The sequence below is a fragment of the Helicobacter pylori genome (genome assembly GCF_011140715.1).
GTDB classification, from domain to species: Bacteria; Campylobacterota; Campylobacteria; order Campylobacterales; family Helicobacteraceae; genus Helicobacter; species Helicobacter pylori_DA.
The window spans coordinates 1-24246 of the sequence record NZ_SFZZ01000050.1 but is presented as its reverse complement, the minus strand read 5'-3'; the positions used below and the strand labels follow the sequence as shown (position 1 = coordinate 24246).

General features: G+C 38.7%; 22 protein-coding genes, 4 tRNA genes and 2 pseudogenes. 20 read left to right on the top strand and 8 right to left on the bottom strand.

The annotated features are described in order from the left end of the window. Positions 1–34 precede the first annotated feature (34 nt). The 9 genes from EWZ81_RS04485 to EWZ81_RS04445 all read left to right on the top strand — a co-directional run bounded on the left by EWZ81_RS04485 (position 35) and on the right by EWZ81_RS04445 (position 7450). The gene (locus tag EWZ81_RS04485; protein WP_165529225.1) at positions 35–973 is read left to right on the top strand and encodes an NAD(P)H-dependent glycerol-3-phosphate dehydrogenase; all 939 of its coding nucleotides are present in this window, start codon (positions 35–37) and stop codon (positions 971–973) included. Between the two features lie 13 nt (positions 974–986). Beyond that, positions 987–1883 (top strand): glycine--tRNA ligase subunit alpha, encoded by an 897-nt coding sequence (gene glyQ / locus EWZ81_RS04480; protein ID WP_165549153.1) that lies wholly within the window; start codon positions 987–989, stop codon positions 1881–1883. 1 nt (position 1884) lies between these two features. Then, complete coding sequence (locus tag EWZ81_RS04475; protein ID WP_165549152.1) at positions 1885–2616, top strand: GTP cyclohydrolase I; 732 nt, start codon at positions 1885–1887, stop codon at positions 2614–2616. A gap of 9 nt (positions 2617–2625) precedes the next feature. Beyond that, entirely contained in the window at positions 2626–3405 is a 780-nt protein-coding gene (locus tag EWZ81_RS04470) for a zinc ribbon domain-containing protein (RefSeq protein ID WP_165549151.1), read from the top strand. Further along, entirely contained in the window at positions 3406–4587 is a 1182-nt protein-coding gene (gene waaA / locus EWZ81_RS04465; protein ID WP_165549150.1) for a lipid IV(A) 3-deoxy-D-manno-octulosonic acid transferase, read from the top strand. 11 nt (positions 4588–4598) lie between these two features. Then, on the top strand, positions 4599–5327 hold the full coding sequence (locus EWZ81_RS04460; RefSeq protein WP_000409629.1) for an RluA family pseudouridine synthase: 729 nt from the start codon (positions 4599–4601) through the stop codon (positions 5325–5327). An 8-nt stretch (positions 5328–5335) separates the two neighbouring features. Continuing rightward, complete coding sequence (lgt, locus tag EWZ81_RS04455; protein ID WP_165549149.1) at positions 5336–6190, top strand: prolipoprotein diacylglyceryl transferase; 855 nt, start codon at positions 5336–5338, stop codon at positions 6188–6190. After that, complete coding sequence (gene rdxA / locus EWZ81_RS04450) at positions 6187–6819, top strand: oxygen-insensitive NAD(P)H-dependent oxidoreductase RdxA (RefSeq protein ID WP_165549148.1); 633 nt, start codon at positions 6187–6189, stop codon at positions 6817–6819. The genes lgt and rdxA overlap by 4 nt, the downstream gene beginning before the upstream one ends. A gap of 64 nt (positions 6820–6883) precedes the next feature. Beyond that, positions 6884–7450, top strand: coding sequence for a hypothetical protein (locus EWZ81_RS04445; protein ID WP_165530835.1), 567 nt, complete (start codon positions 6884–6886; stop codon positions 7448–7450). A gap of 2 nt (positions 7451–7452) precedes the next feature. On the opposite strand, the gene EWZ81_RS04440 is transcribed toward EWZ81_RS04445, so the two are convergent. Beyond that, positions 7453–8109 (bottom strand): CinA family protein, encoded by a 657-nt coding sequence (locus EWZ81_RS04440; protein ID WP_165549147.1) that lies wholly within the window; start codon positions 8107–8109, stop codon positions 7453–7455. A gap of 10 nt (positions 8110–8119) precedes the next feature. Beyond that, entirely contained in the window at positions 8120–8734 is a 615-nt protein-coding gene (recO, locus tag EWZ81_RS04435) for a recombination protein RecO (RefSeq protein ID WP_163563392.1), read from the bottom strand. 80 nt (positions 8735–8814) lie between these two features. Between recO and accD the strand changes: the two genes are divergently transcribed. From accD to EWZ81_RS04420, 3 genes are read left to right on the top strand one after another with little or no spacing between them, the layout of a single operon-like run. Next, on the top strand, positions 8815–9684 hold the full coding sequence (gene accD / locus EWZ81_RS04430) for an acetyl-CoA carboxylase, carboxyltransferase subunit beta (protein WP_000505042.1): 870 nt from the start codon (positions 8815–8817) through the stop codon (positions 9682–9684). A 13-nt stretch (positions 9685–9697) separates the two neighbouring features. Then, positions 9698–10150, top strand: coding sequence for a 23S rRNA (pseudouridine(1915)-N(3))-methyltransferase RlmH (gene rlmH / locus EWZ81_RS04425; RefSeq protein WP_001203854.1), 453 nt, complete (start codon positions 9698–9700; stop codon positions 10148–10150). A gap of 9 nt (positions 10151–10159) precedes the next feature. Continuing rightward, positions 10160–11173 (top strand): LapA family protein, encoded by a 1014-nt coding sequence (locus EWZ81_RS04420; protein ID WP_165549146.1) that lies wholly within the window; start codon positions 10160–10162, stop codon positions 11171–11173. A 402-nt stretch (positions 11174–11575) separates the two neighbouring features. Here the strand turns inward: EWZ81_RS04420 and EWZ81_RS04415 are convergent, their stop codons facing one another. From EWZ81_RS04415 to EWZ81_RS04390, 6 genes are all read right to left on the bottom strand, one after another. Further along, positions 11576–11938: a hypothetical protein gene (locus EWZ81_RS04415; RefSeq protein WP_165549145.1), complete on the bottom strand. Its 363-nt coding sequence runs from the start codon at positions 11936–11938 to the stop codon at positions 11576–11578. 315 nt (positions 11939–12253) lie between these two features. Continuing rightward, the gene (locus EWZ81_RS04410) at positions 12254–13744 is read right to left on the bottom strand and encodes a Na+/H+ antiporter NhaC family protein (protein WP_165549144.1); all 1491 of its coding nucleotides are present in this window, start codon (positions 13742–13744) and stop codon (positions 12254–12256) included. A gap of 125 nt (positions 13745–13869) precedes the next feature. Further along, positions 13870–13957: transfer RNA gene (locus EWZ81_RS04405), tRNA-Ser, on the bottom strand. 49 nt (positions 13958–14006) lie between these two features. After that, a tRNA-Cys gene (locus EWZ81_RS04400) sits at positions 14007–14081 on the bottom strand. Between the two features lie 58 nt (positions 14082–14139). Continuing rightward, positions 14140–14226, bottom strand: a tRNA-Leu gene (locus EWZ81_RS04395). A 39-nt stretch (positions 14227–14265) separates the two neighbouring features. Beyond that, positions 14266–14340 (bottom strand) — tRNA-Gly (locus EWZ81_RS04390). 311 nt (positions 14341–14651) lie between these two features. Here EWZ81_RS04390 and EWZ81_RS04385 point away from each other — a divergent pair. The 8 genes and pseudogenes from EWZ81_RS04385 (at position 14652) to EWZ81_RS04350 (ending at position 23753) form a co-directional block, all read left to right on the top strand. Beyond that, positions 14652–15029 carry a RidA family protein gene (locus tag EWZ81_RS04385; protein ID WP_165549143.1) on the top strand — a complete coding sequence of 126 codons (378 nt, stop codon included), beginning with the start codon at positions 14652–14654 and terminating at the stop codon, positions 15027–15029. 22 nt (positions 15030–15051) lie between these two features. Beyond that, the gene (locus tag EWZ81_RS04380) at positions 15052–16284 is read left to right on the top strand and encodes an NAD(P)/FAD-dependent oxidoreductase (RefSeq protein WP_165549142.1); all 1233 of its coding nucleotides are present in this window, start codon (positions 15052–15054) and stop codon (positions 16282–16284) included. A 40-nt stretch (positions 16285–16324) separates the two neighbouring features. After that, a complete protein-coding gene (locus EWZ81_RS04375) occupies positions 16325–17677 on the top strand; it encodes an alanine/glycine:cation symporter family protein (protein WP_165549141.1) in 1353 nt (450 codons plus the stop codon). Between the two features lie 6 nt (positions 17678–17683). Further along, positions 17684–18817 (top strand): alanine racemase, encoded by a 1134-nt coding sequence (alr, locus tag EWZ81_RS04370; protein WP_165549140.1) that lies wholly within the window; start codon positions 17684–17686, stop codon positions 18815–18817. 70 nt (positions 18818–18887) lie between these two features. Beyond that, positions 18888–19658 carry an amino acid ABC transporter substrate-binding protein gene (locus tag EWZ81_RS04365; protein ID WP_165549139.1) on the top strand — a complete coding sequence of 257 codons (771 nt, stop codon included), beginning with the start codon at positions 18888–18890 and terminating at the stop codon, positions 19656–19658. Then, positions 19642–20355 carry an amino acid ABC transporter permease gene (locus tag EWZ81_RS04360; RefSeq protein WP_165538929.1) on the top strand — a complete coding sequence of 238 codons (714 nt, stop codon included), beginning with the start codon at positions 19642–19644 and terminating at the stop codon, positions 20353–20355. The genes EWZ81_RS04365 and EWZ81_RS04360 overlap by 17 nt, the downstream gene beginning before the upstream one ends. A gap of 62 nt (positions 20356–20417) precedes the next feature. Continuing rightward, positions 20418–22122 (top strand): annotated as a pseudogene (locus EWZ81_RS04355) (DUF262 domain-containing protein). A 256-nt stretch (positions 22123–22378) separates the two neighbouring features. After that, positions 22379–23753: pseudogene (locus tag EWZ81_RS04350) on the top strand (MFS transporter). Positions 23754–24246 lie beyond the last annotated feature (493 nt).

Genomic DNA, 24246 nt, shown 5'->3' with positions numbered 1-24246 from the left:
GGTGAGTTTTACAATCAATGAGATTAGGAATTTAATGGAAATTGCAGTATTTGGTGGCGGGGCGTGGGGGAGGGCTTTAGCCTTTGCTTTTGGAGAAAAGAGTGAAGTGAAAATCATTTCAAGGCGGGATTTAAACGAGCCGTTAAAAAAGCTCAATGACGCCTTGATTTCTAAAGGTTCTGCCCCCATAGAGCAAGTGGATTTACAAAGAGGCTTAAAAGCAACGCTCTATGTCATCGCTATTAGCGTGCAGCACTTGAGGGAATGGTTTCAAAACGCTTCTTTACCCAAAAACGCTAAGGTTTTAATCGCTTCTAAAGGGATAGAGGTTTTAAACAAGGCGTTTGTGAGCGAGATCGCAAAGGATTTTATCGATCCTAACGCTTTGTGTTTTTTAGCCGGCCCGAGTTTTGCGGCTGAAATCATTCAAGGCCTGCCTTGCGCGTTAGTCATCCATTCCAATAATCAGGCTTTAGCGCTAGAATTTGCCAATAAAACCCCCTCTTTTATCAGAGCCTACGCCCAACAAGACATCATAGGGGGTGAAATCGCTGGGGCGTATAAAAATGTGATAGCCATTGCGGGGGGGGTTTGCGATGGCTTGAAATTAGGCAATAGCGCTAAGGCGAGTTTATTGTCTCGTGGTTTAGTGGAAATGCAACGCTTTGGGGCGTTCTTTGGGGGCAAGACAGAGACTTTTTTAGGGCTTTCTGGGGCTGGGGATTTGTTTTTAACCGCTAATTCCATTTTATCTAGGAATTATCGTGTGGGCTTGGGACTAGCCCAAAACAAGCCTTTAGAGGTGGTTTTAGAAGAATTGGGCGAAGTGGCTGAAGGGGTGAAAACGACCAACGCCATTGTGGAAATCGCTAGAAAATACGGCATTTACACGCCCATTGCGAGCGAATTAGCCTTGCTTTTAAAGGGTAAGAGTGTGCTAGAGAGCATGAACGATTTGATCAGACGCGCTTAAAAGGAAAGAGAGCATGCAAGATTTTTCAAGTTTATTATTAAAATTACAAGAGTATTGGAAAGATCAAGGCTGTTTGGTGATCCAGCCTTATGATATTCCTGCAGGAGCTGGGACATTCCACCCGGCTACGCTTTTAAGGAGTTTGGATAAAAAGCCGTGGAATGTGGCGTATGTCGCGCCCTCTAGAAGGCCTACTGATGGGCGCTATGGGGAAAACCCTAACCGCTTGGGGAGTTATTACCAATTCCAAGTAGTCATCAAGCCAAGCCCTTCTAATATCCAAGAACTCTATTTAAAAAGCTTGGAAGTGTTAGGGATAAACCTTAATGAGCATGACATACGATTTGTAGAAGACAATTGGGAGAGTCCGACTTTAGGGGCATGGGGGCTTGGCTGGGAAGTGTGGCTTGATGGCATGGAGGTTACGCAATTCACTTATTTCCAGCAAGTGGGGGGCATTCCTTGTAACCCTATCCCCGTGGAAATCACTTACGGCTTAGAAAGATTGGCGATGTATGTCCAAAAAGTGGAAAATATCCTAGAGATTGAATGGGCTAAAAAGGATAATGAAAGCGTTCGTTACGCGCAAGTGCATTTGGAAAGCGAATACGAATTCAGCAAGTATCATTTTGAAGTGGCGAGCGTAACAAGGCTATTAGAAATGTTTAAAAGTGCCCAAGCCGAAGCCTTGCATTGCTTAAAAAACAAGCTCCCCTTGCCGGCTTATGATTTTGTGATGCTATGCTCGCATTTTTTCAATATTTTAGACGCCAGAAAAGCGATTTCGGTGGCTGAAAGGCAAAATTATATTTTACAAATCAGGGATTTAGCCAAAGGGTGCGCGTTTCTTTATAAAGAGCAAGAAGAAGAAAGAGAAGAGCGTTTAAAAAACGCTCTAATAAAGGCTTAAAATGGCATTAGTTAAGGAAGTGTTGGAAGTTTTGAACCGCCTTTCGCCTTTTGAACTCCAAGAATCGTGGGATAATAGCGGGTTGAATGTGGGGAGTGAAAATAGCGAGTTTAGCGAGATTATCGCATGCTTAGAAATCACGCTTCAAATCGCTCTAAACGCTCCACAAAACGCCCTAATCATCACGCACCACCCTTTAATTTTCAAGCCCTTAAAAACGCTAAATGTTGAGGCTTATCCGGGGAATATTTTAAAAACCTTAATCCAAAAAAACATTTCAGTCATCAGCATGCACACGAATTTTGACAAAACGCATTTAAACAAGCATTTCGCGCGCGCGCTTTTAGGGTTTGATGGCTTGATAGAAAAAGGCCTTATGTTAGTGAAAGAAAACGCCAATATAGAATTTGATGCGCTGTTAGAAAAAATCAAATCTTCTTTAGGGGTGGGAAAATTAGCATGCGTTAAAAGTTCTCAAATGATTAAAGATTTAGCGTTTGTGTGCGGATCGGGAGCGTCCATGTTTTCTTCTTTAAAAGCGCAAAGCTGCTTGATTACAGGCGATGTGAAATACCATGACGCTATGATCGCTCAATCTTTAGGGATAAGTTTGATTGACGCCACGCATTATTATAGCGAAAGGGGTTTCGCACTCATTGTGGCTGAAATTTTGCATTCTTTTAATTATTTGGTTACAATAGAGAATTTTAAAAACCCCTTGCAAATCATTTAAAGGAAAGCGATGAACACCCACCTCAAACAATTGATTGAAATTTCGCATTTGGATAAAGAAATTGACTCTTTAGAGCCGTTGATCAGAGAAAAACGAAAAGACTTGGATAAGGCCTTGAATGATAAAGAAGCTAAAAATAAAGCGATTTTGAATCTGGAAGAAGAAAAATTAGCCCTAAAATTACAGGTTTCTAAAAACGAGCAAACCTTACAAGACACGAACGCTAAAATCGCCAGTATCCAAAAAAAAATGAGCGAGATCAAATCCGAAAGGGAATTGCGATCTTTAAACATTGAAGAAGATATTGCTAAAGAGCGATCCAATCAAGCCAACAGAGAAATTGAAAACCTGCAAAATGAAATCAAGCACAAAAGCGAAAAACAAGAAGTTTTGAAAAAGGAAATGCTAGAGCTTGAAAAATTAGCGTTGGAATTAGAAAACTTAGTGGAAAATGAAATCAAAAACATCAAAGAAACCCAACAGATCATCTTTAAAAAGAAAGAAGAATTAGTGGAAAAAACCGAGCCTAAAATCTATAGCTTTTATGAAAGGATTAGAAGATGGGCGAAAAACACGAGCATCGTAACGATCAAAAAACAGGCTTGTGGGGGTTGTTTTATTCGGTTGAACGATAAGATTTATGCCGAAGTGCTAACGAGTGGGGACATGATCACTTGCCCGTATTGCGGGCGTATTTTATACGCTGAGGGCGCGCATGAAAGTAACGCTCAACCTCCAAAAGAAAGCCAACCAAAAGAAAGCCAAGAAGAAAGCCAAGAATCCGTTTGATTGTTTAAGTTTTTCTACCTTTTATTGTTAACTTTGGGGCATCTTTTTGGTGCACCTTTCATCTTTTTTTGGAGTTTTAAGGAAAAATACCGCCATTCTTTGAAAGCCCGTTTTTTTCTCAAAGACAATTTTTTAAAAAGCGAGCCGACTTTTTGGTTTCATGCATGCTCTTATGGGGAGGTCAAATCCTTAGAGCCGATCATTCACGCTTTAAAAGAGCCGATTTTAATCAGCGTTACCACTAATACCGGCTTTGAATTAGCCGCTCAAACTTACCAGCATTCCCAACATATAGAGGTGCGTTACCTGCCTTTTGAAACCCTATTATTTGCATGGAAAAAAAACTTAAAACGCTTAAAAACTTTGGTGGTTACAGAAGCGGAATTGTGGTTTAATGTGTTTGATACGGCTCAAAAACTAGGGGCAAAAACCATGCTCATTAACGCTAGGATTAGCGTTCGTTCTTACCCCAAGTACCAGCGTTTTTCTTTCTTTTATGCACTTTTATTCAAACGCATTGATTTGATTTTAGCGCAAAGCAAGGCCGATCAAAAACGCTTGTTGAATCTAGGGGCTAAAAAAGTGGTGGATTTTTTGAATATCAAGCGTTTTTCAAAGCCTATGATCACTTCGTTTTACCCTAAAAACCCAAGCGCTTTAAACATTGTTTTAGCCAGCACGCATGAAGGCGAAGAGGAATTAGGGTTAAAAGCGTTTTTAGAATTGAAAAAGACTTTTAAAAACGCAAGACTGATTGTCGTGCCGCGCCACCCTGAGCGTTTTAAAAGCGTGCAAAATTTGTTGCAAGATATTTTAAAAACGACTCGTTTTAGTTTGGAGTGTTTTTCTTCAAAGGGTTTTGTGGAATGCGATATTTTGTTAGTGGATAGCTTGGGGGAATTGAATAACTTCTATGCGATCGCAGACATTGTCATTTTAGGGGGTTCGTTTGTCAAAATGGGGGGGCATAACCCTTTAGAGCCGGCGTTTTTTAATGCGCGCCTAATCACAGGGGAGTATCTTTTCAACCAGGTGGCGTTGTTTGAATTAGTCAAGCCTTATAAAATCGTTCCAAAAGAGGATCTATTAGGCACTCTTTTAGATTACAAAAATTTAGGCGTGGCGCGTTTTTTAGAAAACGGGCATGATTTAAACGAATTGCTCGCTTTCATTAAACATTAAAAAGGATAAACATGGAAAAAGCTTATAAAATATTGAGCGTTCAAGAAAACGTTTCGCATAAAAAAGCCAAAGCTTTGATTGATTTGGGGTTAGTGAGTATAGGGGGGAAGAAATTGATGGTCGCCAGAAAAGAACTCCCCAAAAACACGCGCTTTAGCGTCCAAAAAATTGAAAAACCCAGCGTGATTTTTGAAGATGAAAACATTCTAGCCCTTTTTAAACCCCCTTTCATAGAGAGCTATGATCTAGCCTCTTTTTTCAAAGGTTGGGCGTTGTTGCACCGCTTGGATAAAGAAACAAGCGGGGTGATTTTATTGGTGAAAGAAAATTCAGAATTCCATTTAAAAGCTAAAAAGGCTTTTAAAGACAGGGCGGTTAAAAAAGAGTATTTAGCGATCGTTCAAGGCATCATAGAAGAAGAGCGAGAAATCAACGCCCCCATTCTTACCATTAAAACCACTAAAGCGTTTAGCAAAATCTCTAAAAAAGGGCAAGAAGCGGTTACAATCATCACGCCCTTAAAAATCATCAATAAAAAAACCCTTTTAAAAGTGGGGATCAAAACCGGAAGAACCCACCAGATCAGAGTCCATTTAAAGCATATCAACCACCCCATTATAGGCGATACGCTTTATAACAATGAGCCAAGTTCCGCCAAACGCTTGATGCTCCATGCACATAAAATCGCGCTGTTAGGGTATGAATTTGAAGCGATCGCTCCTAAAGAATTTGAAATTTAAGGATGAGCATGAACGCTTGGAATACGATTTATGAACGATTTAACCCCATCGCTTTTAGTCTTGGCGGTATTGATGTGCATTGGTATGGTTTGGCGTATGCGTGCGCGATTGTTGTCGCTTTTTACATGGCGTTGAGAATGATCCAAAAAGATCCCAAGCGATTCCCCATTGAAAGGAAGGAATTTGAGAGCTATTTTTTATGGGCGGAGCTTGGCATTGTGCTAGGGGCAAGGATAGGATACGTTCTTATTTATGAGCCTAATTCCAGCTATTATTTGACGCATTTTTGGCAAATCTTTAACCCTTTTGATAGCCATGGGAATTTTGTAGGCATTCGTGGGATGAGCTATCATGGGGGGCTAGTAGGGTTTTTGATCGCTTCGTATCTTTATAGCCGTAAGGATTTGAAAAAGCTTTTGATTTATTTGGATTTGATTGCGATTAGCCTGCCTTTAGGGTATGTTTTTGGGAGGATTGGGAATTTTTTAAACCAGGAGCTTGTGGGGAGGGTTGTCCCCAAAGACAGCCATTTAGGGCAAATCATAGGCATTATGGTGGATAACGAGTTGCGTTATCCCAGCCAATTGATTGAAGCGTTTTTAGAGGGGGTTATCGTGTTTTTTATGGTGATGTGGGCTAAAAAACACACCAAAACGCATGGGTTGCTCATCGTGGTTTATGGCTTGGGGTATTCCTTGATGCGCTTTATTGCGGAATTTTACAGAGAGCCGGATAGCCAAATGGGGGTTTATTTTTTAAATTTGAGCATGGGGCAGATTTTAAGCTTATTTATGGTAATTGTTTCATTAGGGATTTTATTGTATGCTACGAAAAATTCTGAAAAAATAAAGGAAAATCAATGAAATTTTTGGATCAAGAAAAAAGAAGACAATTATTGAATGAGCGCCATTCTTGCAAGATGTTTGATAGCCATTATGAGTTCTCTAGTGAAGAATTAGAAGAAATCGCTGAAATCGCCAGACTATCGCCAAGCTCTTATAACACGCAGCCATGGCGTTTTGTGATGGTTACTAATAAGGATTTAAAAAAACAGATTGCAGCGCACAGCTATTTTAATGAAGAAATGATTAAAAGCGCTTCAGCGTTAATGGTGGTATGCTCTTTAAAACCTAGCGAGTTGTTACCACACGGCCATTACATGCAAAATCTCTATCCGGAGTCTTATAAGGTTAGAGTGATCCTCTCTTTTGCTCAAATGCTTGGCGTGAGATTCAACCACAGCATGCAAAGATTAGAAAGCTATATTTTAGAGCAATGCTATATCGCTGTGGGGCAAATTTGCATGGGCGTGAGCTTAATGGGATTGGATAGTTGCATTATTGGAGGCTTTGATCCTTTAAAAGTGGGCGAAGTTTTAGAAGAGCGTATCAATAAGCCTAAAATCGCATGCTTGATCGCTTTGGGTAAGAGGGTGGCGGAAGCGAGCCAAAAATCAAGAAAATCAAAAGTTGATGCGATTACTTGGTTGTGATTAAACAAAATCAAAAACTTTTTAACTATAATCAAACCTAAATTAAAGTTTAAGGAGTGGTATTTTGTTTAAAAGAATGGTTTTAATCGCTCTTTTAGGGGTGTTTTCAAGCGTTTCATTAAGCGCTAAGAGTATTTTAAGAGATGATGGGATTTTAGTTTCTGATTTAAAGGGCATGAAATCAGAATTATCTGATGCTCCTGCTTGGGTTTTTGAAGACCCTAAAGTCCCTTACGAAGAAATGGGCGTGGCATATATCCCCGTTAATAACAAATATTTAGGGATTGAACAAGCGACCTTAAACGCTAAATTGAGCCTGATCGTGGTTTTTCATGAAATCATGTTGAAGTATAAAAAACGCTTCATGGAGCAATTCCATGAGTCCGAGCAAACGGCTACGAATATCAGCTACGCTATCTATAATTACCTAGCGACTAAGATCCAAGTAGCCTACACTTACACGAATTTAAAATCGGAGGTGGCTGTGGTGAAAATCAAGCTAGTGGGTTGTCAGATTGAGCAAATCAAAAGGTATTTAAAAGCGAGCGTTGAAAACCTTAACGATAATGAAATCGCTTATATCGCTAAGGTCGCTCAAAAAGAGTTTGGTAGCGTTTGCGCTTTAAGGTAGTTTTATAGCATTCTAGCGAGCATGTTTAGGGCATGCTCTACGCTTTTATTTTGAATACTTTCTCTGTCCCCTTTAAAAAAACAACGATCAATGAAAGCTTGAGATCCTAATCTTTGCGTGCCAATATAAATCGTGCCTACAGGATTAGCCTTACTCCCCCCATTAGGGCCAGCCACCCCGCTAATCGCCAGCGCTAAATCCGCTTTAAAATTGAAAAACACGCCCAATAGCATTTCTTTCACGCATTCTTCGCTATAAACCCCAAAGACTTTTAAAGTCGTGGCATTGACTTTCAACAATTCGCGCTTGACCTCTTCACTATAACACACAACACCCCCCATAAAAACCGCTGAAGCCCCGCTAATGGAAGTGAATGCATGCGATAATAACCCCCCAGAGCAGCTTTCAGCCACCGCAATTTTTAAACCTAAAGATTTCAAGCGCTCTATTACAGCGTTTGCGCTTTTTTTGTTATCGTCTAATTCCACAATATTAGAATTAAAAAGCGTTTGAAGATAAACCCTCGCACGCTCTACATTCTCGCCTTTTAATTCAATGCCATCTTCTTTGACTTGAGCGGTGATTTTCAATCGTTTCAATTCTTTTTCAATCAAAATAAAACCGCTCTCATTATCCATATTCAAAAATTTAAATTTCATCTTTAACCTTTTAAAACCCTAAATTCAGCGTGCGCCATAATTCTTCCACTTCTTCTGTTTCTAAATCAATCGTGCTTTGAGTGCAAAAAAAAGCCTGGATTTTTTCTAAATCCAAGCTTTTAGCTTTTAAACAAGAGGGGTGCGCTAGAATAAACCCTTGCGCTAAAGCGACAGAACGCTCTAATTTTGCATCGCATAAAAAACAAGAATTGTAACTTTGCAAGCGCCCTTCAAAATTCAAAAGCGTTGCATACATTTCTAAAATCACTCTTAAGGGGTGCTGTTTGGAGAGTTTGCTAGCCCCATCATCTAAAGTGTCAAAATAGATGCTATCCAAAGAATGCACGCCCTCTAAATGCTTGAATAAAAGAGCGCAAAAGCGTTGCCAAAAAAACAAGCGCTCCATTTCTCTTTCCCAAATATAGCCTAAATGCAAAATATTCCTTAACTTGGGTAAAAATTTATCATCGTTTTCTTCTTCAAAATCAATTTTACGCCCCACATTCAGCACGCTGTGGCGTTTGCCATAGAAACGATAGAGGGTTTTGAGCTGGTTTTTGGTTAAAACGCGCACGATCAAATCTTCATCTCTTATGCTTTGTGTTTGTAAAAGAAACCCTTGCATCACTACTCTTAAGATAATTTGGTTTATTATAAGCAAAACTTGGATACAATCCTAATAAAACTGCAAAATTAAGGAAAAACATGGGATTTGCAGATTTCTTTAAAAATTTTAAGATCAATAAATTGCGGACAGCACCAAGTAAGGAAGAACAGCCAAGCCATTGGGTGAAATGCCCTAAATGTTATGCGTTAATGTATCATAAAGAAGTGTTTGGCAAATACAGCGTGTGTTTGAAATGCCATTACCATTTCCGCATGAACGCGACTGAAAGGATTGAATTTTTATGCGATGTGGGGAGTTTTGAAGAGTTTGACAAGCATTTACGGCCTAATGACCCTTTAAATTTCGTGGATAAAGAGAGCTATAAACAACGCATTAAAAAATACGAAAAAAGGACTAACCGCCCAAGCTCCGTGATCAGCGGTGAGGCTAAAATCAACCGCATGCCTTTGCAGATCGTGGTGTTTGATTTCAGCTTTATGGGGGGGAGTTTAGGCTCTGTGGAGGGGGAAAAGATCGTAAGAGCGATCAATCGCGCGGTCGCTAAAAGAGAAGCGTTATTGATTGTTTCAGCGAGTGGGGGGGCTAGGATGCAAGAATCCACTTATTCGCTCATGCAAATGGCTAAAACGAGCGCGGCTTTGAACCGATTGAGTGAGGCCAAACTCCCTTTCATTTCGCTCTTAAGCGATCCCACTTATGGGGGCGTTAGCGCGTCTTTTGCTTTTTTAGGGGATCTCATTATCGCAGAGCCTGGGGCGATGATAGGTTTTGCAGGGCCTAGGGTGATTAAGCAAACTATAGGGGCGGATTTGCCTGAGGGCTTTCAAACGGCGGAATTTTTATTAGAGCATGGCTTGATTGATATGATTGTGCATAGGAAGGATTTGAAAAAGACTTTGAGCGATCTCATCGCTATGATGACGCATAAGACTTCAAAGATTTTTTAAAGTTTTAAGATTGATGCGTTGCGTGGTGTATTCTATTGCTAAAAATTCGCCTTTAGAGTTATTAAAAAGCTATCAAAAGCAATGCAAGCGATTTGATTGCGAGTTGGAATTAGTGGATTTGTTCCCTAAAAATACCGCCAACGCTCAAAAAATTTCTAAAGAACTCGCTCAAAAAAGCTACTCTCTAGCCTTTGAGCCGTATTTAAACCCTAAGGCAAAAAATATTGCCTTACACCCTAAAGCTCAAAGGGGCGATAGCTTTGCGTTTAGTAAAATGTTAGAAAATCATCTTAATATTAATTTTTTTATCGCTGGAGCGTATGGGTTTGAAGAAAATTTTTTAAAAGATTGTCAAGCTTGGAGTTTGAGCGAGATGACTTTTAGCCATGAAGTGGCTAAAATTGTCTTATGCGAGCAAATCTATAGGGCTTTAAGCATTATTTTTAAGCATCCATACCATAAATAGGAGGTGCACATGCGTTTTTACATTATCTTTACATTTTTGTTTATTGTGGGTTTTGGTGTGTTTGTTTATAGTATTGATCCGCAAGCTTACGCCTTTAATTTAGGGAGCTACAGCTTTAATCTTCCCATTGCGGTATGGCTTATGGGCGTTTTGGGCATGTTCGCTTTTTTTTCATGGGTTTTTTTATTCAAACACAATCTCAGCCATAAAATCCGCTTATACCACGAAAAAAGGGATTTTGACAAATTGCTCAAACAAATCCTATCCCAAGACACCCAAAAGACTTTTTTAAAAACGAAATTTAAAAGCGATCTCGCTAAAAACCTCTCCCAAATCTTAGCCCGCTATGATTTAAAAGCTGATTTAAACACGCCAAATAGCGGGTGCGAAAAAGTGGATAACCTTTTTAAACATTACCACAATATAGAAAATAACACCCTTGAGCCTAAAGATCACGCTAAGCATTCGTTAGCTTATGAACATGCTTATTTTTCTAAACGCTTGAAGGCTTTCATTCATAACGATTTAAAAAACGCCTTTGAAGTTTTAACAAACGCGCAAATCCCTTTGGAATTACGCCGCTACGCTTTTATAGAAATCGCCCAAAAAGGCAGCAAAAAAGAGGTTTTAAAGGCTTTGAATGCGATGCAAGATAACTTGGACAAAGAGTGCGTGAAGTCTTTTTTAAAAGCCTTTTTTGAAAAATCTTTAAACACAGACACTTTAAAAATTTCAGAGCTTTGCAAAAAGGTGGGTTATGATAAGAATGATTATTTAAAGCTCGCGCAAAAAGCGCAAAAATTTCTCGTCCCTGATCAATGGTTCCAGTTTTTTGAGGTTTTAAGCCAAGAAGACGATAAGGCGCAAAAAGCCTTTTTATTCGTGTTGTTAGAATTAGAAATGAATGATCTCGCTAAGGAGCATCTAGCGGTTTTATCTTTTGAAGAATACATGCTTTTAAACGCTTATATGGATTTGAAACAAGAGCATAAAAAAGCCTATAAGTTGGAAGCGTTTTTGTAGGGGGGTTGTTTGGCTTCATGTTTTTAGGGCAGATAAAAATAGATGGTTACAAAAAATTCAAGGAATGGGCTAATGGAGTCGCTTTTAGCGCCAAATGATAAGAGGAAAGACGCTAATCATTTAAACCCTGATGGGATTAATCCTTTTAAAAGAAACAATTAAAGCCAAAAATACGCTATACCACCATAAAAGGTTTTAGTAACCCATTTTGATGAAAACAAAGCCTTTTTATTTCTTAATTTTTTTATGAATTTTATCCGTATTTTAAAAATACTTCATTCATCACTACAACAAAAGAGTTTTAAGAATATTTAAAAAAGGGCTAAAAAACAAATTTGTGTTTTTAAAAAAAAGATGATAAAAAAGATAACAAGGGTATTAAAGAATACCCCAAATAAAGCTTTAAAAACGCACCACCATAGTGACCATGTATGAACCTGATTTGAAGTTGCTAGGAGCACCTTCAGGCAATTTGATATGGAAATACTTTTGACAACCATTAACCGCTTTTTCATAATTTTTAGTGAAAGAATGATGATGGCGGTTTTCTAAAGGCCCTTTCATGTGTTTGCTCATTAACGCAGAATGCTTCAATTTCACAAACAGAAGCAAGTTTTCACCGAACAATGATTTCATCGTGAAAACGAACGCTCGTTTATAGAATGTTCGTTTGTCAATATCAATCCCAATCATCCCACTTCCGGCTGAATAGACTAAAGGTTTTGAATACAACCTCAGATCATCGCCATTCAAAACGCTTAACAAAATCCCTAAACTTATTAGTGTCCTAACCCCATTTTCTTTCCTTAAGATATAACATTATCCGTATGTTTAACAGATAAGGAAATTTAACTTAAAACACCTTAATGGTTGATTAAAAAATTAAAAAAAATGTATTTTTTAAAAAAGCGTTACGATTTAGAGATTTGTGAAGATTTTTATAATTGTATGGTTATTTTTGAATAACTTTTTTAAATTGATTGACAACGGAATAAGACTCTTTTTTAATCCAATAGGGATCGCTAAAACCTTATTTTAATTTTAAAAGATGGGATTTTTAAGCTTCACTTCAATCAATATTCAAGTTTTTAGATTTTCACCATACAACCTTTTTAAAAGATAAAACACCCCCACAAGCAAAGCCACACCGATTAAAAGAGCGAGCGAGCGCGAATGCATAAAACTTGCCACCCCTAAACTCACCGCGCTGCAAAGCATCGCAATAGTCGCATAAGGGAGTTGCGTGATGAAATGGCTTTGCACCGAACACCCTGCCCCTGCAGCCGATAATATAGTCGTGTCAGAAATGGGGCTTGTGTGATCGCCATAAACCGCGCCTGAGAGGATCGCTGAAACAATCAAAATAATATCGCTTTCATTGGCCATGCCCGCTCCAATGGGCAGCATGATCGCAAACGCCCCCCAGCTTGTGCCGGTAGAAAAAGCGATAAACCCAGAGATTAAAAAAAAGATTAAAGGCATATACACGTCTCCCCCATTGTTTAAAAACCCCTTGCTGATGTGGGCCAAGTAAAGCCCTGTTTGAGCGTCATCTCTAATCACAGGCCCGATAGCCCAAGCGAGCGTTAAGACTAGTATCGCCGGCCCCACACTTTTAAAGCCATCCAACATGAGTTTTAAAAAACTCCCTTTTTCTAAAAATGGATAAGCCAAAAGATAAGTGACAATGAGTGAAAACAGTCCTCCATAAAAGAGCGAAAAACTCGCATCAGTGTTTTTTAAGATCACTCCAGTATAAAAAATCAATGATGAAATGGACACGATCAATAATAAAATGGAAAGGGGTAACAAGCTTAAGGGGGCTAGTTTTGAAGAATCCTCTTCTTGCTCGCTATAAAAATCCTTCACGCCTATGTTTTGATATTTTCTCATGCTAGGGAGGTTGATTTGCCATAAAATAGTAAGAAACACCGCAATGAGCGCAAAAATCGCATAATAATTACTGCTCAAGCTTTGCACAAGCACCGAAAAACTATCTTTTAATAAGGGCGAGCTGTCGTTATTCATGATCCCCATAATATACGCCCCCCAGCTAGAAATAGGGACTAATAAGCACACCGGCGCTGAAGTGGAATCTATGATATAAGCCAAGCGCTCTCGTGTGGAGTTATGAGCGTCGTTTAAAGATTTTGAGATTTGCCCCACGGTTAGGGCGTTAAAATAATCATCTACAAAAATAATGATGCCTGAAAAAAAGGCGATAAATTCAGGGGTTTTGGCGTTTTTGGAGTATTGTTTGGCTTTTTTGACAAAGTTCTGCACGCTACCGGATTTTAAAATCACCTGGCTTAAGACGCCTAAAAAGATTAAAAACCCAAAAACATAGAGGTTGGAAAGATTGAAATGAAGCCCCTTTTCTGGCTCATAAGTGTAAAAAACGGAAGTGATTTTATGATAAATATATTCTACAAGTTGGGAAAGGTGTAACGAATGCATTAAAACAGCGCTCACTAAAATGCCCACAAACAACGAGAGTGCGACTCTTTTAGTAAAAACCACCATTAAAATAACGATAAGAGGAACAATAAGGCTTGATGCTGACAATCCCACCGAATAAAATCCTTTAAATCAATCCTTAAATTTCAATTAAAAGAGACAATCAATATTCACAAAATTCTTTGTTAAAAGAAGAGATGAATTTGCCAAAACCAATCGCTTAAAGGATTTCAATCAAGTGGCCGGGAGAGAGGGATTCGAACCCCCGGAGGTATGACCCTCAACGGTTTTCAAGACCGCCGCTTTCAACCACTCAGCCATCTCCCGCTATTTTTATAAAAGTCCCTTGCAAAAGTCCCTAAATGACTACAATAAATGGAGGCGACACCCGGATTCGAACCGGGGGATCAAAGTTTTGCAGACTCATGCCTTACCACTTGGCTATGTCGCCTTAAATTTTAACACTAGCGTATTCAAAAAATAAAATCAAATCGCACTCAATTTGAAAATGGTGCCCAAAGCCGGACTTGAACCGGCACGGTATTGCTACCGAGGGATTTTAAGTCCCTTGTGTCTACCAATTCCACCACCTGGGCAAACTAAATAGAAACCATGCTCTAGAAGTTAAATCAATATGGAGCGGGAAACGGGGATCGAACCCGCGGCCCCGACCTTGGCAAGGTCGTGCTCTACCACTGAGCTATTCCCGCACTCTTTATTCAAAAAGACGATTGTTATTGTATCTAAACTCAATAATAAAAGTCAAGGGCTTATGAAAAATTTCAAAACTGATTTTAAAACCAATCAAAACAGCCAAAACCCCTTTTATTTAAAAAATGAACAATAATGTTTTGAGTTTCCATTCAAATAAAACCCGTTCAAGAGTTTCTAAATATGGGTAAAAAATATACAATACCTTATAATATAAAAATTCATGGCGTTTTGCGTTCGTTTTTTATTTCTTTTTAATTTGATTGCATAATAATAGCTGACATAACACACAATCATAGGAGTTTCAATCATGAAAGAAGTCATCCATTCAACGCTAGCCCCAAAGGCTATAGGCCCTTATTCTCAAGCTATCGCTACCAACGATCTTGTTTTTGTCTCTGGGCAATTAGGCATTGATGCAACTACCGGCGAGTTTAAAGGCACGGACATTCATTCTCAAACCACGCAATCCATGGAAAATATCAAAACGATTTTAAAAGAAGCTAATTTAGGGATGGATAGCGTGGTTAAAACGACTATTTTATTGAAAAGTTTAGACGATTTTGCTGTGGTGAATGAAATTTATGGGAGCTATTTTACAGAGCCTTATCCGGCTAGAGCGACTTTTCAAGTGGCTAAACTGCCTAAAGACGCTTTAGTAGAAATTGAAGCGATAGCCATTAAGTGATCTTATTAAAGGGGTTATCAGCATGAAAAAAGAAGTCGTGGTAATCGGCGGTGGGATTGTAGGGCTTTCTTGTGCGTATTCTATGCACAAGTTAGGGCATAAGGTTTGCGTGATTGAAAAAAGCGATGGCGCAAACGGCACTTCTTTTGGGAATGCCGGGCTTATTTCTGCGTTTAAAAAAGCCCCGCTCTCATGCCCTGGTGTGGTGTTAGACACCCTAAAGCTCATGCTCAAAAACCAAGCCCCTTTAAAATTCCATTTTGGGCTTAATTTAAAGCTCTATCAATGGATTTTAAAGTTTATGACAAGCGCGAACGCCAAATCCACGCACCGCACCATGGCGTTGTTTGAACGCTACGGGTGGCTGAGTGTTGATATGTATCATCAAATGCTAGAAGACGGCATGGATTTTTGGTATAAAGAAGATGGGTTGTTGATGATCTACACTTTAGAAGAAAATTTTGAAAAAAAGATTAAAACTTGCGATAACAGCGGTGCTTATAAGATTTTGAATGTGAAAGAAACCAAAGAATACATGCCTATCGCTAATGACAATATCTGCGGGAGCGTGCTTTTGACCGAAAACGCGCATGTGGATCCGGGCGAAGTGGTGCGCTCTTTGCAAGAATATTTACAAAACGCAGGCGTGGAGTTTCTTTATAATGAAGAAGTGGTTGATTTTGAGTTTAAAAACAACCTTATTGATGGCGTTATCACGCATAAGGAAAAAATCCAAGCAGAAACAATCATTCTAGCCACCGGGGCTAACCCCACTCTCATTAAAAAAACCAAAAATGATTTTTTAATGATGGGGGCTAAAGGCTATAGCATCACCTTTAAAATGCCTGAAGAATTAAAGCCCAAAACCTCTTCTTTATTTGCGGATATTTTCATGGCGATGACCCCACGAAGAGACACTGTAAGGATCACTTCTAAATTAGAATTAAACACCAATAACGCCCTCATTGATAAAGAGCAAATCGCTAACATGAAAAAGAATTTAGCCGCTTTCACGCAGCCTTTTGAAATGAAAGACGCCATAGAATGGTGCGGTTTCAGGCCCTTAACCCCTAATGATATTCCTTATTTGGGCTATGACAAACGCTATAAAAACTTAATCCATGCGACAGGGCTTGGGTGGCTTGGCATCACTTTTGGCCCGGCCATTGGTAAAATCATCGCTAATTTGAGCCAAGATGGCGCGAATGAAAAAAATGCCGATATTATGCTTTTTTCTGCATTTTTTAGGGATTAAGGAATTTCTTTTTTAAACCCTAGTTTATTGAGGAGTTTTTATGGAAACGATTGATTCGGTGGTGCGTTTATTATCTAATTTGGTGTGGGGGATTCCCATGCAAATTTTATTAGTAGGCACCGGTTTGTTTTTAACTTTTTATCTTAAGGGTTTGCAATTCAGTAAAATCTTTTATGCGATCAAGATCCTTTTTGACAAAGAGTCCCAATCTAAAGGCGATATTTCGCAATTTTCCGCCCTCATGCTTTCTTTAGGAGCAACCGTAGGCATTGGGAGTATCGTAGGCGTAGCGACCGCTATCAGCATTGCAGGGCCAGGAGCGGTGTTTTGGATGTGGGTTACTGGGCTTGTTGGCATGGCGACTAAGTATTCTGAGGGGATTTTAGCGGTGAAATACCGGGAAAAAGGGGCGTTTGGATACAACGGAGGGCCCATGTATTACATCAAAAACGGCCTTAACATGCCCAAACTCGCCATGGCGTTTGCGATTTTTACGATTATTGCGAGCATTGGCACCGGTAACATGACGCAATCTAATGCGGTTTCTTCCATTTTGAGTGAACAAGCGAACTTGCCTAATTGGGTTTCAGGCTTATTGCTCACGATTTTAACCGCTGTTATTGTTATAGGGGGGATCAAATCCATTGGTAAATTCACTTCTTACTTAGCTCCTGTTATGGTGCTTTTATATTTGATCGCTATTATTTATATTATTGTTAGCCATTTTGATTTAGCCCTTCAAGCGATCAAGCTCATTTTTGAAGAAGCCTTTAACCCTAAACCCGTTGTGGGCGGAGCGAGTGGCGCGTTGGTAGCGACAATGATAAAAACGGGCGTGGCTAGGGGATTGTATTCTAATGAAGCGGGGTTAGGGAGCTCAGCCATTATTGCCGCAAGCGCTCAAACGCGCCACCCGGTGCGCCAAGCCTTAGTGTCCATGCTCCAAACTTTTATTGTAACCTTAGTAGTGTGTTCGGCGACAGCGAGCGTGATTTTAATGGCTCCAGAATACAACACCTTGCTCCCTAATGGGGAAAAATTAAGCGCTAATTTGCTCACTTTAAAAAGCACGGAGTATTTTTTAGGATCATTAGGGACGGTGGTGATTTTTACAACCATGATCTTTTTTGCCTACTCTACGATCATTGGCTGGGCTTATTATGGGGAAAAATGCACGGAATACGCCTTTGGTGAAAAAAAAGTGAAATATTACCGCTTGATCTTTTTAGCGAGTGTAATGGTAGGAGCTATGGCTAAAATTGATTTTGTGTGGAATTTAGCGGATCTTTCTAACGGGCTTATGGCTATCCCTAATTTAATCGCTTTAATCTTATTGCATAAAGTGGTTTATTCTGAAACTCGTTGGTATTTTAGCAAGCATTCTAACAAGTAAGATAGCATGTTAAAAAGGGCGAGTTTTGTAGAAGTGAACACCGCTTCTTTAAGGCATAATTTTAGCGCAGTCAAAAGCATTGTCCCTAAAGACGCTCATATCATGGCGGTTGTCAAGGCGAACGCTTATGGGGCAGGGGCGATTAAAGCGAGCGAAATTTTTTTACAAGAAGGGGCTAATTATTTAGGGGTAGCGGCCTTAGATGAAGCTTTAGAGTTGCGTTCTCATTTTTCTAAAACCCCCATTTTGATCTTAGGTTATAGCCCTAACGCTAACGCTTCCATGCTGATTGATAACGATTTGAGCGCTATGGTTTTTAGCCTTGAACAAGCAGAAGTTTTTTCTCAAATGGCTTTAAAAGCCAAAAAACGCTTAAAAATTCATCTTAAAATTGATACCGGCATGCACCGCTTGGGCTTGGAGCCTAATTTTAAAAGCATAGAAACCATTAAAAAAATCCGCGCTTTAAAGGGCTTAGAAGTGGAAGGGATATTCACGCATTTAAGCAACGCTGATGCTAAGATTAAAACCCATGCTAAAAACCAAATGAAAGCCTTTAACGCTTTTTTAGAGCAGCTTTTGGATCAAAAAATAGAGTTCCAATACCGCCATGCTTACAATTCCGCCGGTATCCTTTCTTTGTGTAACGGGAATGAAAACCGCTTCTTAAACCTCTATCGCCCAGGGATCATGCTCTATGGTTTTTACCCCTCTAATGAAATGAAAGAATCATGCCCAACCATCTTGAAAAATGTTATCAGTTTAAAAGCTCAAATCGTTCAAATCAGAAGCGTTAAAAAAGGCGAATTTATTGGCTATGGCGAGCATTTTTATACCAATGAAGAGACTTTAGTGGGTGTTTTAGCTCTAGGGTATGCGGACGGGTTAGCGCGCGCCTTAGGCAATCGCATTCAAGTAGCGATCAATAACCAACTAGCCCCCCTTATTGGCAAGGTGTGCATGGATCAATGTTTTGTCAAACTCAATGATATTGAAGCTAAAGAGGGCGATGAGGTCATTTTGTTTGGGGATAAAAGCGCTAAGGCTAATGACGCAAGCGAAATCGCTGCACTTTTAAACACCATTGCTTATGAAACCATCAGCACTTTGTCCAAACGCTTGGAGCGTGTTTATATTTAAAATCAAACCATGCAAAATTTTTATTTTGCGCTAGAATGCGCGAAAAATAATGATTAGGATTGATTAAAAAATGAAAAAAGTTTTATTTTTATTAGTAATAAGCTTTTTTTGGGGTTTTTTGAACGCTTCTGGCTTGTATGAAAAGCTGATTAATAAAGAAACTATCAGCGTTGGCACAGAGGGCATTTACCCCCCTTTCACTTACCACAATAAAGAAGGCAAGCTCACCGGCTATGATGTGGAGGTGGCTAGGGAGTTGGCTAAAGAGCTTGGCGTGAAGATCAAATTCCATGAAACTTCATGGGATCTTATGCTGACAGGCCTGAAATCGGGGCGTTTTGACATGGTCGCTAATCAAGTGAGTTTGACGACTAAAAAACGCCAAGCGGCTTTTGACAAAAGCTTGCCTTATAGCTATTCAGGCACTATCATGCTAGTCAGAAAAGATGAAAACCGCATTAAAGACATTAAAGATATTAAGGGCTTAAAGGCGGCTAACACTTTAAGCTCCACTTATGGGGAAATCGCTTTTAAATACGACGCTCAAATCGTTTCGGTGGATTCTATGGCGCAAGCCTTGTTGTTAGTGGCGCAAAAACGAGCCGATTTGACCTTAAATAGTTCTTTAGCGATCTTAAACTACTTAAACACCCACAAAAACAACCCCTTTAAAATCGCATGGGAGTCCAAAGAAAAAGACGGGGGCGCTTCCTTTGTCATTAACAAGCACCAAGAAAAAGCCTTAGAGCTTATCAACCAAGCGATGCAAAGATTGATCAATAAAGGGGTTTTAAAACGCTTAGGCGAACAATTTTTTGGAAAAGATGTCAGCCAGCCCTAATCTGTCTTTGTTTTTTGAAACTTTAGATTTGAGCAAGGAGCGTTTGGAATTATTATTAGAGGCTTTCTACCCCATGCTAAAAGCCGCTTTTTGCATTTCTTTGCCTTTAGCGATCATTTCTTTTATTTTAGGATTATTGATTGCTATTGTGGTAGCACTCATTAAAATCGCACCCCCTAAACATTTCATGCATAAGGCTTTATTAGCGGGCGTGAATTTCTATGTTTCGCTCATTAGAGGCACGCCTTTATTGGTCCAAATCGTAGTCGTGTTTTATGGTTTGCCCGCTCTTGGGGTTTATATGGATCCAATCCCGGCAGGCATTATTGCGTTTTCTTTTAATGTGGGGGCATACGCTTCAGAGACTTTAAGGGCGAGCTTTCTTTCTGTCCCTAAAGATCAATGGGATTCAAGCTTGAGTTTGGGCTTGAACTACTTGCAAACCTTTTGGCATGTCATCTTTTTTCAAGCGCTCAAAGTCGCTACGCCAAGCCTGAGTAACACTTTCATCAGCCTTTTTAAAGAAACTTCTTTGGCTTCGGTGGTAACTATCGCAGAGGTTTTTAGGATCGCGCAGCAAAAAGCGAACGCTAGCTATGATTTTTTGCCTATTTACTTGGAAGCCGCTTTGATTTACTGGCTTTTTTGCTTGGTTTTAGAAGTGATCCAAAAGCGCGTGGAAAAAATCTTAAATTAGGTTGGCTCATTCTAATATTTGATTATAATACAGCCTAAATAATACAAAATAAGGAGATTCTCATGGGTGTGTTTTTGGATAAGAACATTAAAGAAGTGGTAGATGGATTGAATGAGTGTTATTTTTTGCCTGACATTCAGCGTGAATACGTGTGGCTCAAAAAAGCCGATGAAAAAAAGATAGAGCAACTTTTTGACTCCATTCTTAGGGGCTATCCTATCGGCTCTTTTTTATTTTGGAAATTACAAAAAGAGGATATAGCCAAGAGCGATGAACAAGATAGCGATAAACTCAATTTCCAACTCTATCAATTCATTACAAACTACGATGAGCGAAAGCCCCACAATGAAAAAATCCGTATTGAACAAATCAAGCGTGATGATTTGTATATTGTCTTAGATGGCCAACAGCGTTTAACCTCGCTTTATATCGGGCTTAAAGGCACTAGAACGCTTAAGAAAAAGGGGGCTAAAAACGATAACCCTAACGCTTACGAAGAGAAGCGTTTGTATTTGAACTTGAAACACCAGCCAAACATGGACAATCCAGAAGATAATTACCAGTTTGAATTTCATGCCAAAATGCCTGAGAATGATAAAAAACATTGGTGGTTTAAGGTGGGGGATATTTTGGAATTAAAGAGTGTTGTAAATTATACGAGAGAACACAATTTAGGTAATGGAGAGTCAGAATTACTAGAAACACTAAACAAAGCTTTTCACGACAAACAACTCATTTCATTTTTTGAAGAAACAGAAAAAAATCTTAATAAAGTTTTAAATATCTTTATCCGTGTCAATAGTGGCGGGGTTAAGTTAAGCTATTCTGATTTATTGATGTCTATTTTGACAGCAAGTTTTTCAAGCGATATTAGAGAAAAAATGAATGAGCTAGTAGATACTTTAAAAGATAAAGGTTTTCCAAATGTGGGGAAAGACCAGGTGTTAAAAACTTGCTTGCTTCTCATTGGTAAAGACACTACTTTTGAATTAAAAAATTTTAATACAAAAAATATCAAAGAGATTGAAGAAAATTGGGAAAAAATTACAGAAAGCATTTATAACGCTACAGAACTATTAAAAAATTTTGGTTATGCGGGCTATTTGGGTTCAGCTTATATTTTATCCAGTTTAGCCTATTTTTATTTTTTAAATTCAAAAATGGATAAAAACGATGAACAACAAGCCCTAAAATTTGTCCGTAACGCTCAAATCACGAGTTATTTCACTCCTTCAACGGATACAAAAATTAAGTATCATAGCTCAGAGCATCAAAGATGCGCAAACCTTTGAATCATTCAACCATAATTTAGCCAAACACCAAACATGCCCTTTAAAAATCACTAACGATGCGATAGAAGAAATGATGTGTTCTAGTAGCCATGCTTTAGTCTTTCCTATTTTACAAATCTTATACCCAAACTTGAACTACAAAACCAACACTTTTCATATAGACCATATTTATCCAAAGTCCAAGTTTAAAAAGGAAAATAAAAAATTGGATAAAGATTTCTATAAGTGTGAGAATCATCTATACAATCTCCAGCTTTTAGAAGGCGCAGAGAACCAAGCCAAAAAGGATAAAGACCCTGAGGTGTGGCTCAAAGAAGAATATAAAAATCAACAAGCCATAGAAGAGTATAAAAAAAGAAATTATATTGACCCTAATTTAAAATTAGAGTGGGAAAATATCAAGGAATTTCGTAAAAAAAGAGAGAAGACTATCATTACCAAATTAAAAGAAGCGTTATTGCCCAAGTCTTCATAGGAGTGTTTTTTTAGCTGATATAATCAAGTAAGCGTTTAAAACGGGTAAAACAAAATTTAAACTTGTTTAAGTGATGTTTAATGATAAAAAAGATAGAATAACCCACTTTTTGAACGCTAATCAAATTTTATTTAATATTTGTTATCTAAAAAATGCTCTTAAGGTGTGAGGTAGTTATATAAAATCAATCTTATCAATCTTAGTTTCAAAATGAAAAATTTAAAACAGGGCGATAGCCTTAGTGAAAGGATAATCAATAAAACATTTAGGCAAAAAAGAGGTAAGAACCTTAGGGTTATCTTCGCTTGGCGGGACTTTAGAATTTTACGATTTTATCATCTTTGTATTTTTTACGAGTATCATTGCCAAACACTTTTTCCCAAACACGCTCAGCCCTATTTGGTCTGAAATCAACACTTATGGTATCTTTGCTGCAGGTTATCTGGCGCGCCCGCTTGGTGGCATAGTGATGGCCCACTTTGGGGATAGATTCGGCCGTAAAAACATGTTCATGCTCTCTATTTTACTAATGGTGATCCCAACCTTTGCACTCGCTTTGATGCCAACTTTTAATCATTTGGTGGGTTTTGGCGTGGATAGCATGGGACTTAGCCTAAAAAACGCTCATTATCTTGGTTACATAGCTCCTGTTTTTTTGGTATTTGTTAGGATTTGTCAAGGCGTTGCTGTGGGTGGTGAATTGCCTGGTGCTTGGGTTTTTGTCCATGAACATGCCCCACAAGGGCAAAAAAACACTTATATCGGTTTTTTAACCGCTTCCGTAGTTTCTGGGATTTTGCTTGGGAGTTTGGTTTATATGGGGATTTACATGGTTTTTGACAAGCCTGTTGTTGAAGATTGGGCTTGGAGGGTTGCTTTTGGGCTTGGAGGGATTTTTGGTGTCATTTCTGTGTATTTGAGGCGCTTTTTAGAAGAAACTCCTGTTTTTCAGCAAATGAAGCAGGACGATGCCTTAGTCAAATTCCCGCTTAAAGAGGTGTTTAAAAGCTCTCTCTTTGGTATATTAATCTCCATGCTTATCACTTGGGTTTTAACCGCTTGTATTTTGATTTTTATCCTTTTTGTTCCCAATTTTACCCTTACGCATCCCAATTTTAATTTCACTCCTTTTGAAAAAATCTATTTTCAAATTTTAGGACTTGTTAGTATTGTAAGTTCTATTATTTTCACCGGGTTTTTGGCCGATAAAATCAAACCGCACAAAGTTTGCATGGCTTTTAGCGTGGTCTTTGCCTTTTTTGGCTTTTTATTCTTTAAGGAATTTTATTCTAACGCACCAAGTTTAGTCAATACTATAGTTTTATACTTTTTAGCTTGCTTTTGCGCGGGCATTATGAATTTTTGCCCCATTTTTATGAGCGATGTGTTTAGCGCAAAAATCCGTTTTAGCGGGATTTCCTTCGCTTATAACATAGCCTATGCTATAACCGCTGGCTTTACCCCTCAACTTTCAAGCTGGTTAAACGCAAAAGCCATAGCAGCGCCTGAAAGTTTGCAGTTTAAGCTTTTACATCCTCATAGTTTCTTTAATTGCCTTTATTACATCGCTTTTAATGGCGCCAATTTACAATAAACCTAACACCCAACATGAAGTGTCGCCCACAACATGAAAGAAGCGCAAACCTTTGAGTCATTCAACCAAGATTGAGCCGATTTTCATTAAACCATATTTAAAAAAATCGTATTGACCCTAGAATTAAAAATATAGAGGAATTTCGTGGAAAAAGAGAGAAAAAGCTAAAAAGGAAGCGTTATTATTTAAGTTTTAATAAGGTGTTTTAGCGCTATTTGTTGTAAGGGTTTAACGCTTAGCGTCGGTGGATTTTGGTGGCGATGAAATTCTTAACATTCAAAGATTTTTGCAAAGATTTTTAAACTTGTTGTTTTAGATTTTATTTTGTTGTAAAACTCTTAAGGGGGTGAGAGGATATTATATTCCCCTCTGCAATCTCATTAAAATCCCCTTAGATCCCTATGGAGCGCATCACAATGCGATTATCGCTTGATTGAGCTTTTTAATACTTTAGCGTCTTAGAATATCCACCCATAATTGAAAAACACCTTAAAATGGCTAGCCCCTTCATTGAAAACAAAAGAGTTCGT

Coding starts and splice junctions, on each gene's coding strand:
- EWZ81_RS04485 (WP_165529225.1), top strand. CDS start 35: ATGGAAATTGCAGTATTTGGTGGCGGGGCGTGGGGGAGGGCTTTAGCC.
- glyQ (WP_165549153.1), top strand. CDS start 987: ATGCAAGATTTTTCAAGTTTATTATTAAAATTACAAGAGTATTGGAAA.
- EWZ81_RS04475 (WP_165549152.1), top strand. CDS start 1,885: ATGGCATTAGTTAAGGAAGTGTTGGAAGTTTTGAACCGCCTTTCGCCT.
- EWZ81_RS04470 (WP_165549151.1), top strand. CDS start 2,626: ATGAACACCCACCTCAAACAATTGATTGAAATTTCGCATTTGGATAAA.
- EWZ81_RS04460 (WP_000409629.1), top strand. CDS start 4,599: ATGGAAAAAGCTTATAAAATATTGAGCGTTCAAGAAAACGTTTCGCAT.
- lgt (WP_165549149.1), top strand. CDS start 5,336: ATGAACGCTTGGAATACGATTTATGAACGATTTAACCCCATCGCTTTT.
- rdxA (WP_165549148.1), top strand. CDS start 6,187: ATGAAATTTTTGGATCAAGAAAAAAGAAGACAATTATTGAATGAGCGC.
- EWZ81_RS04440 (WP_165549147.1), bottom strand. CDS start 8,109: ATGAAATTTAAATTTTTGAATATGGATAATGAGAGCGGTTTTATTTTG.
- recO (WP_163563392.1), bottom strand. CDS start 8,734: ATGCAAGGGTTTCTTTTACAAACACAAAGCATAAGAGATGAAGATTTG.
- accD (WP_000505042.1), top strand. CDS start 8,815: ATGGGATTTGCAGATTTCTTTAAAAATTTTAAGATCAATAAATTGCGG.
- rlmH (WP_001203854.1), top strand. CDS start 9,698: ATGCGTTGCGTGGTGTATTCTATTGCTAAAAATTCGCCTTTAGAGTTA.
- EWZ81_RS04420 (WP_165549146.1), top strand. CDS start 10,160: ATGCGTTTTTACATTATCTTTACATTTTTGTTTATTGTGGGTTTTGGT.
- EWZ81_RS04385 (WP_165549143.1), top strand. CDS start 14,652: ATGAAAGAAGTCATCCATTCAACGCTAGCCCCAAAGGCTATAGGCCCT.
- EWZ81_RS04380 (WP_165549142.1), top strand. CDS start 15,052: ATGAAAAAAGAAGTCGTGGTAATCGGCGGTGGGATTGTAGGGCTTTCT.
- EWZ81_RS04375 (WP_165549141.1), top strand. CDS start 16,325: ATGGAAACGATTGATTCGGTGGTGCGTTTATTATCTAATTTGGTGTGG.
- alr (WP_165549140.1), top strand. CDS start 17,684: ATGTTAAAAAGGGCGAGTTTTGTAGAAGTGAACACCGCTTCTTTAAGG.
- EWZ81_RS04365 (WP_165549139.1), top strand. CDS start 18,888: ATGAAAAAAGTTTTATTTTTATTAGTAATAAGCTTTTTTTGGGGTTTT.
- EWZ81_RS04360 (WP_165538929.1), top strand. CDS start 19,642: ATGTCAGCCAGCCCTAATCTGTCTTTGTTTTTTGAAACTTTAGATTTG.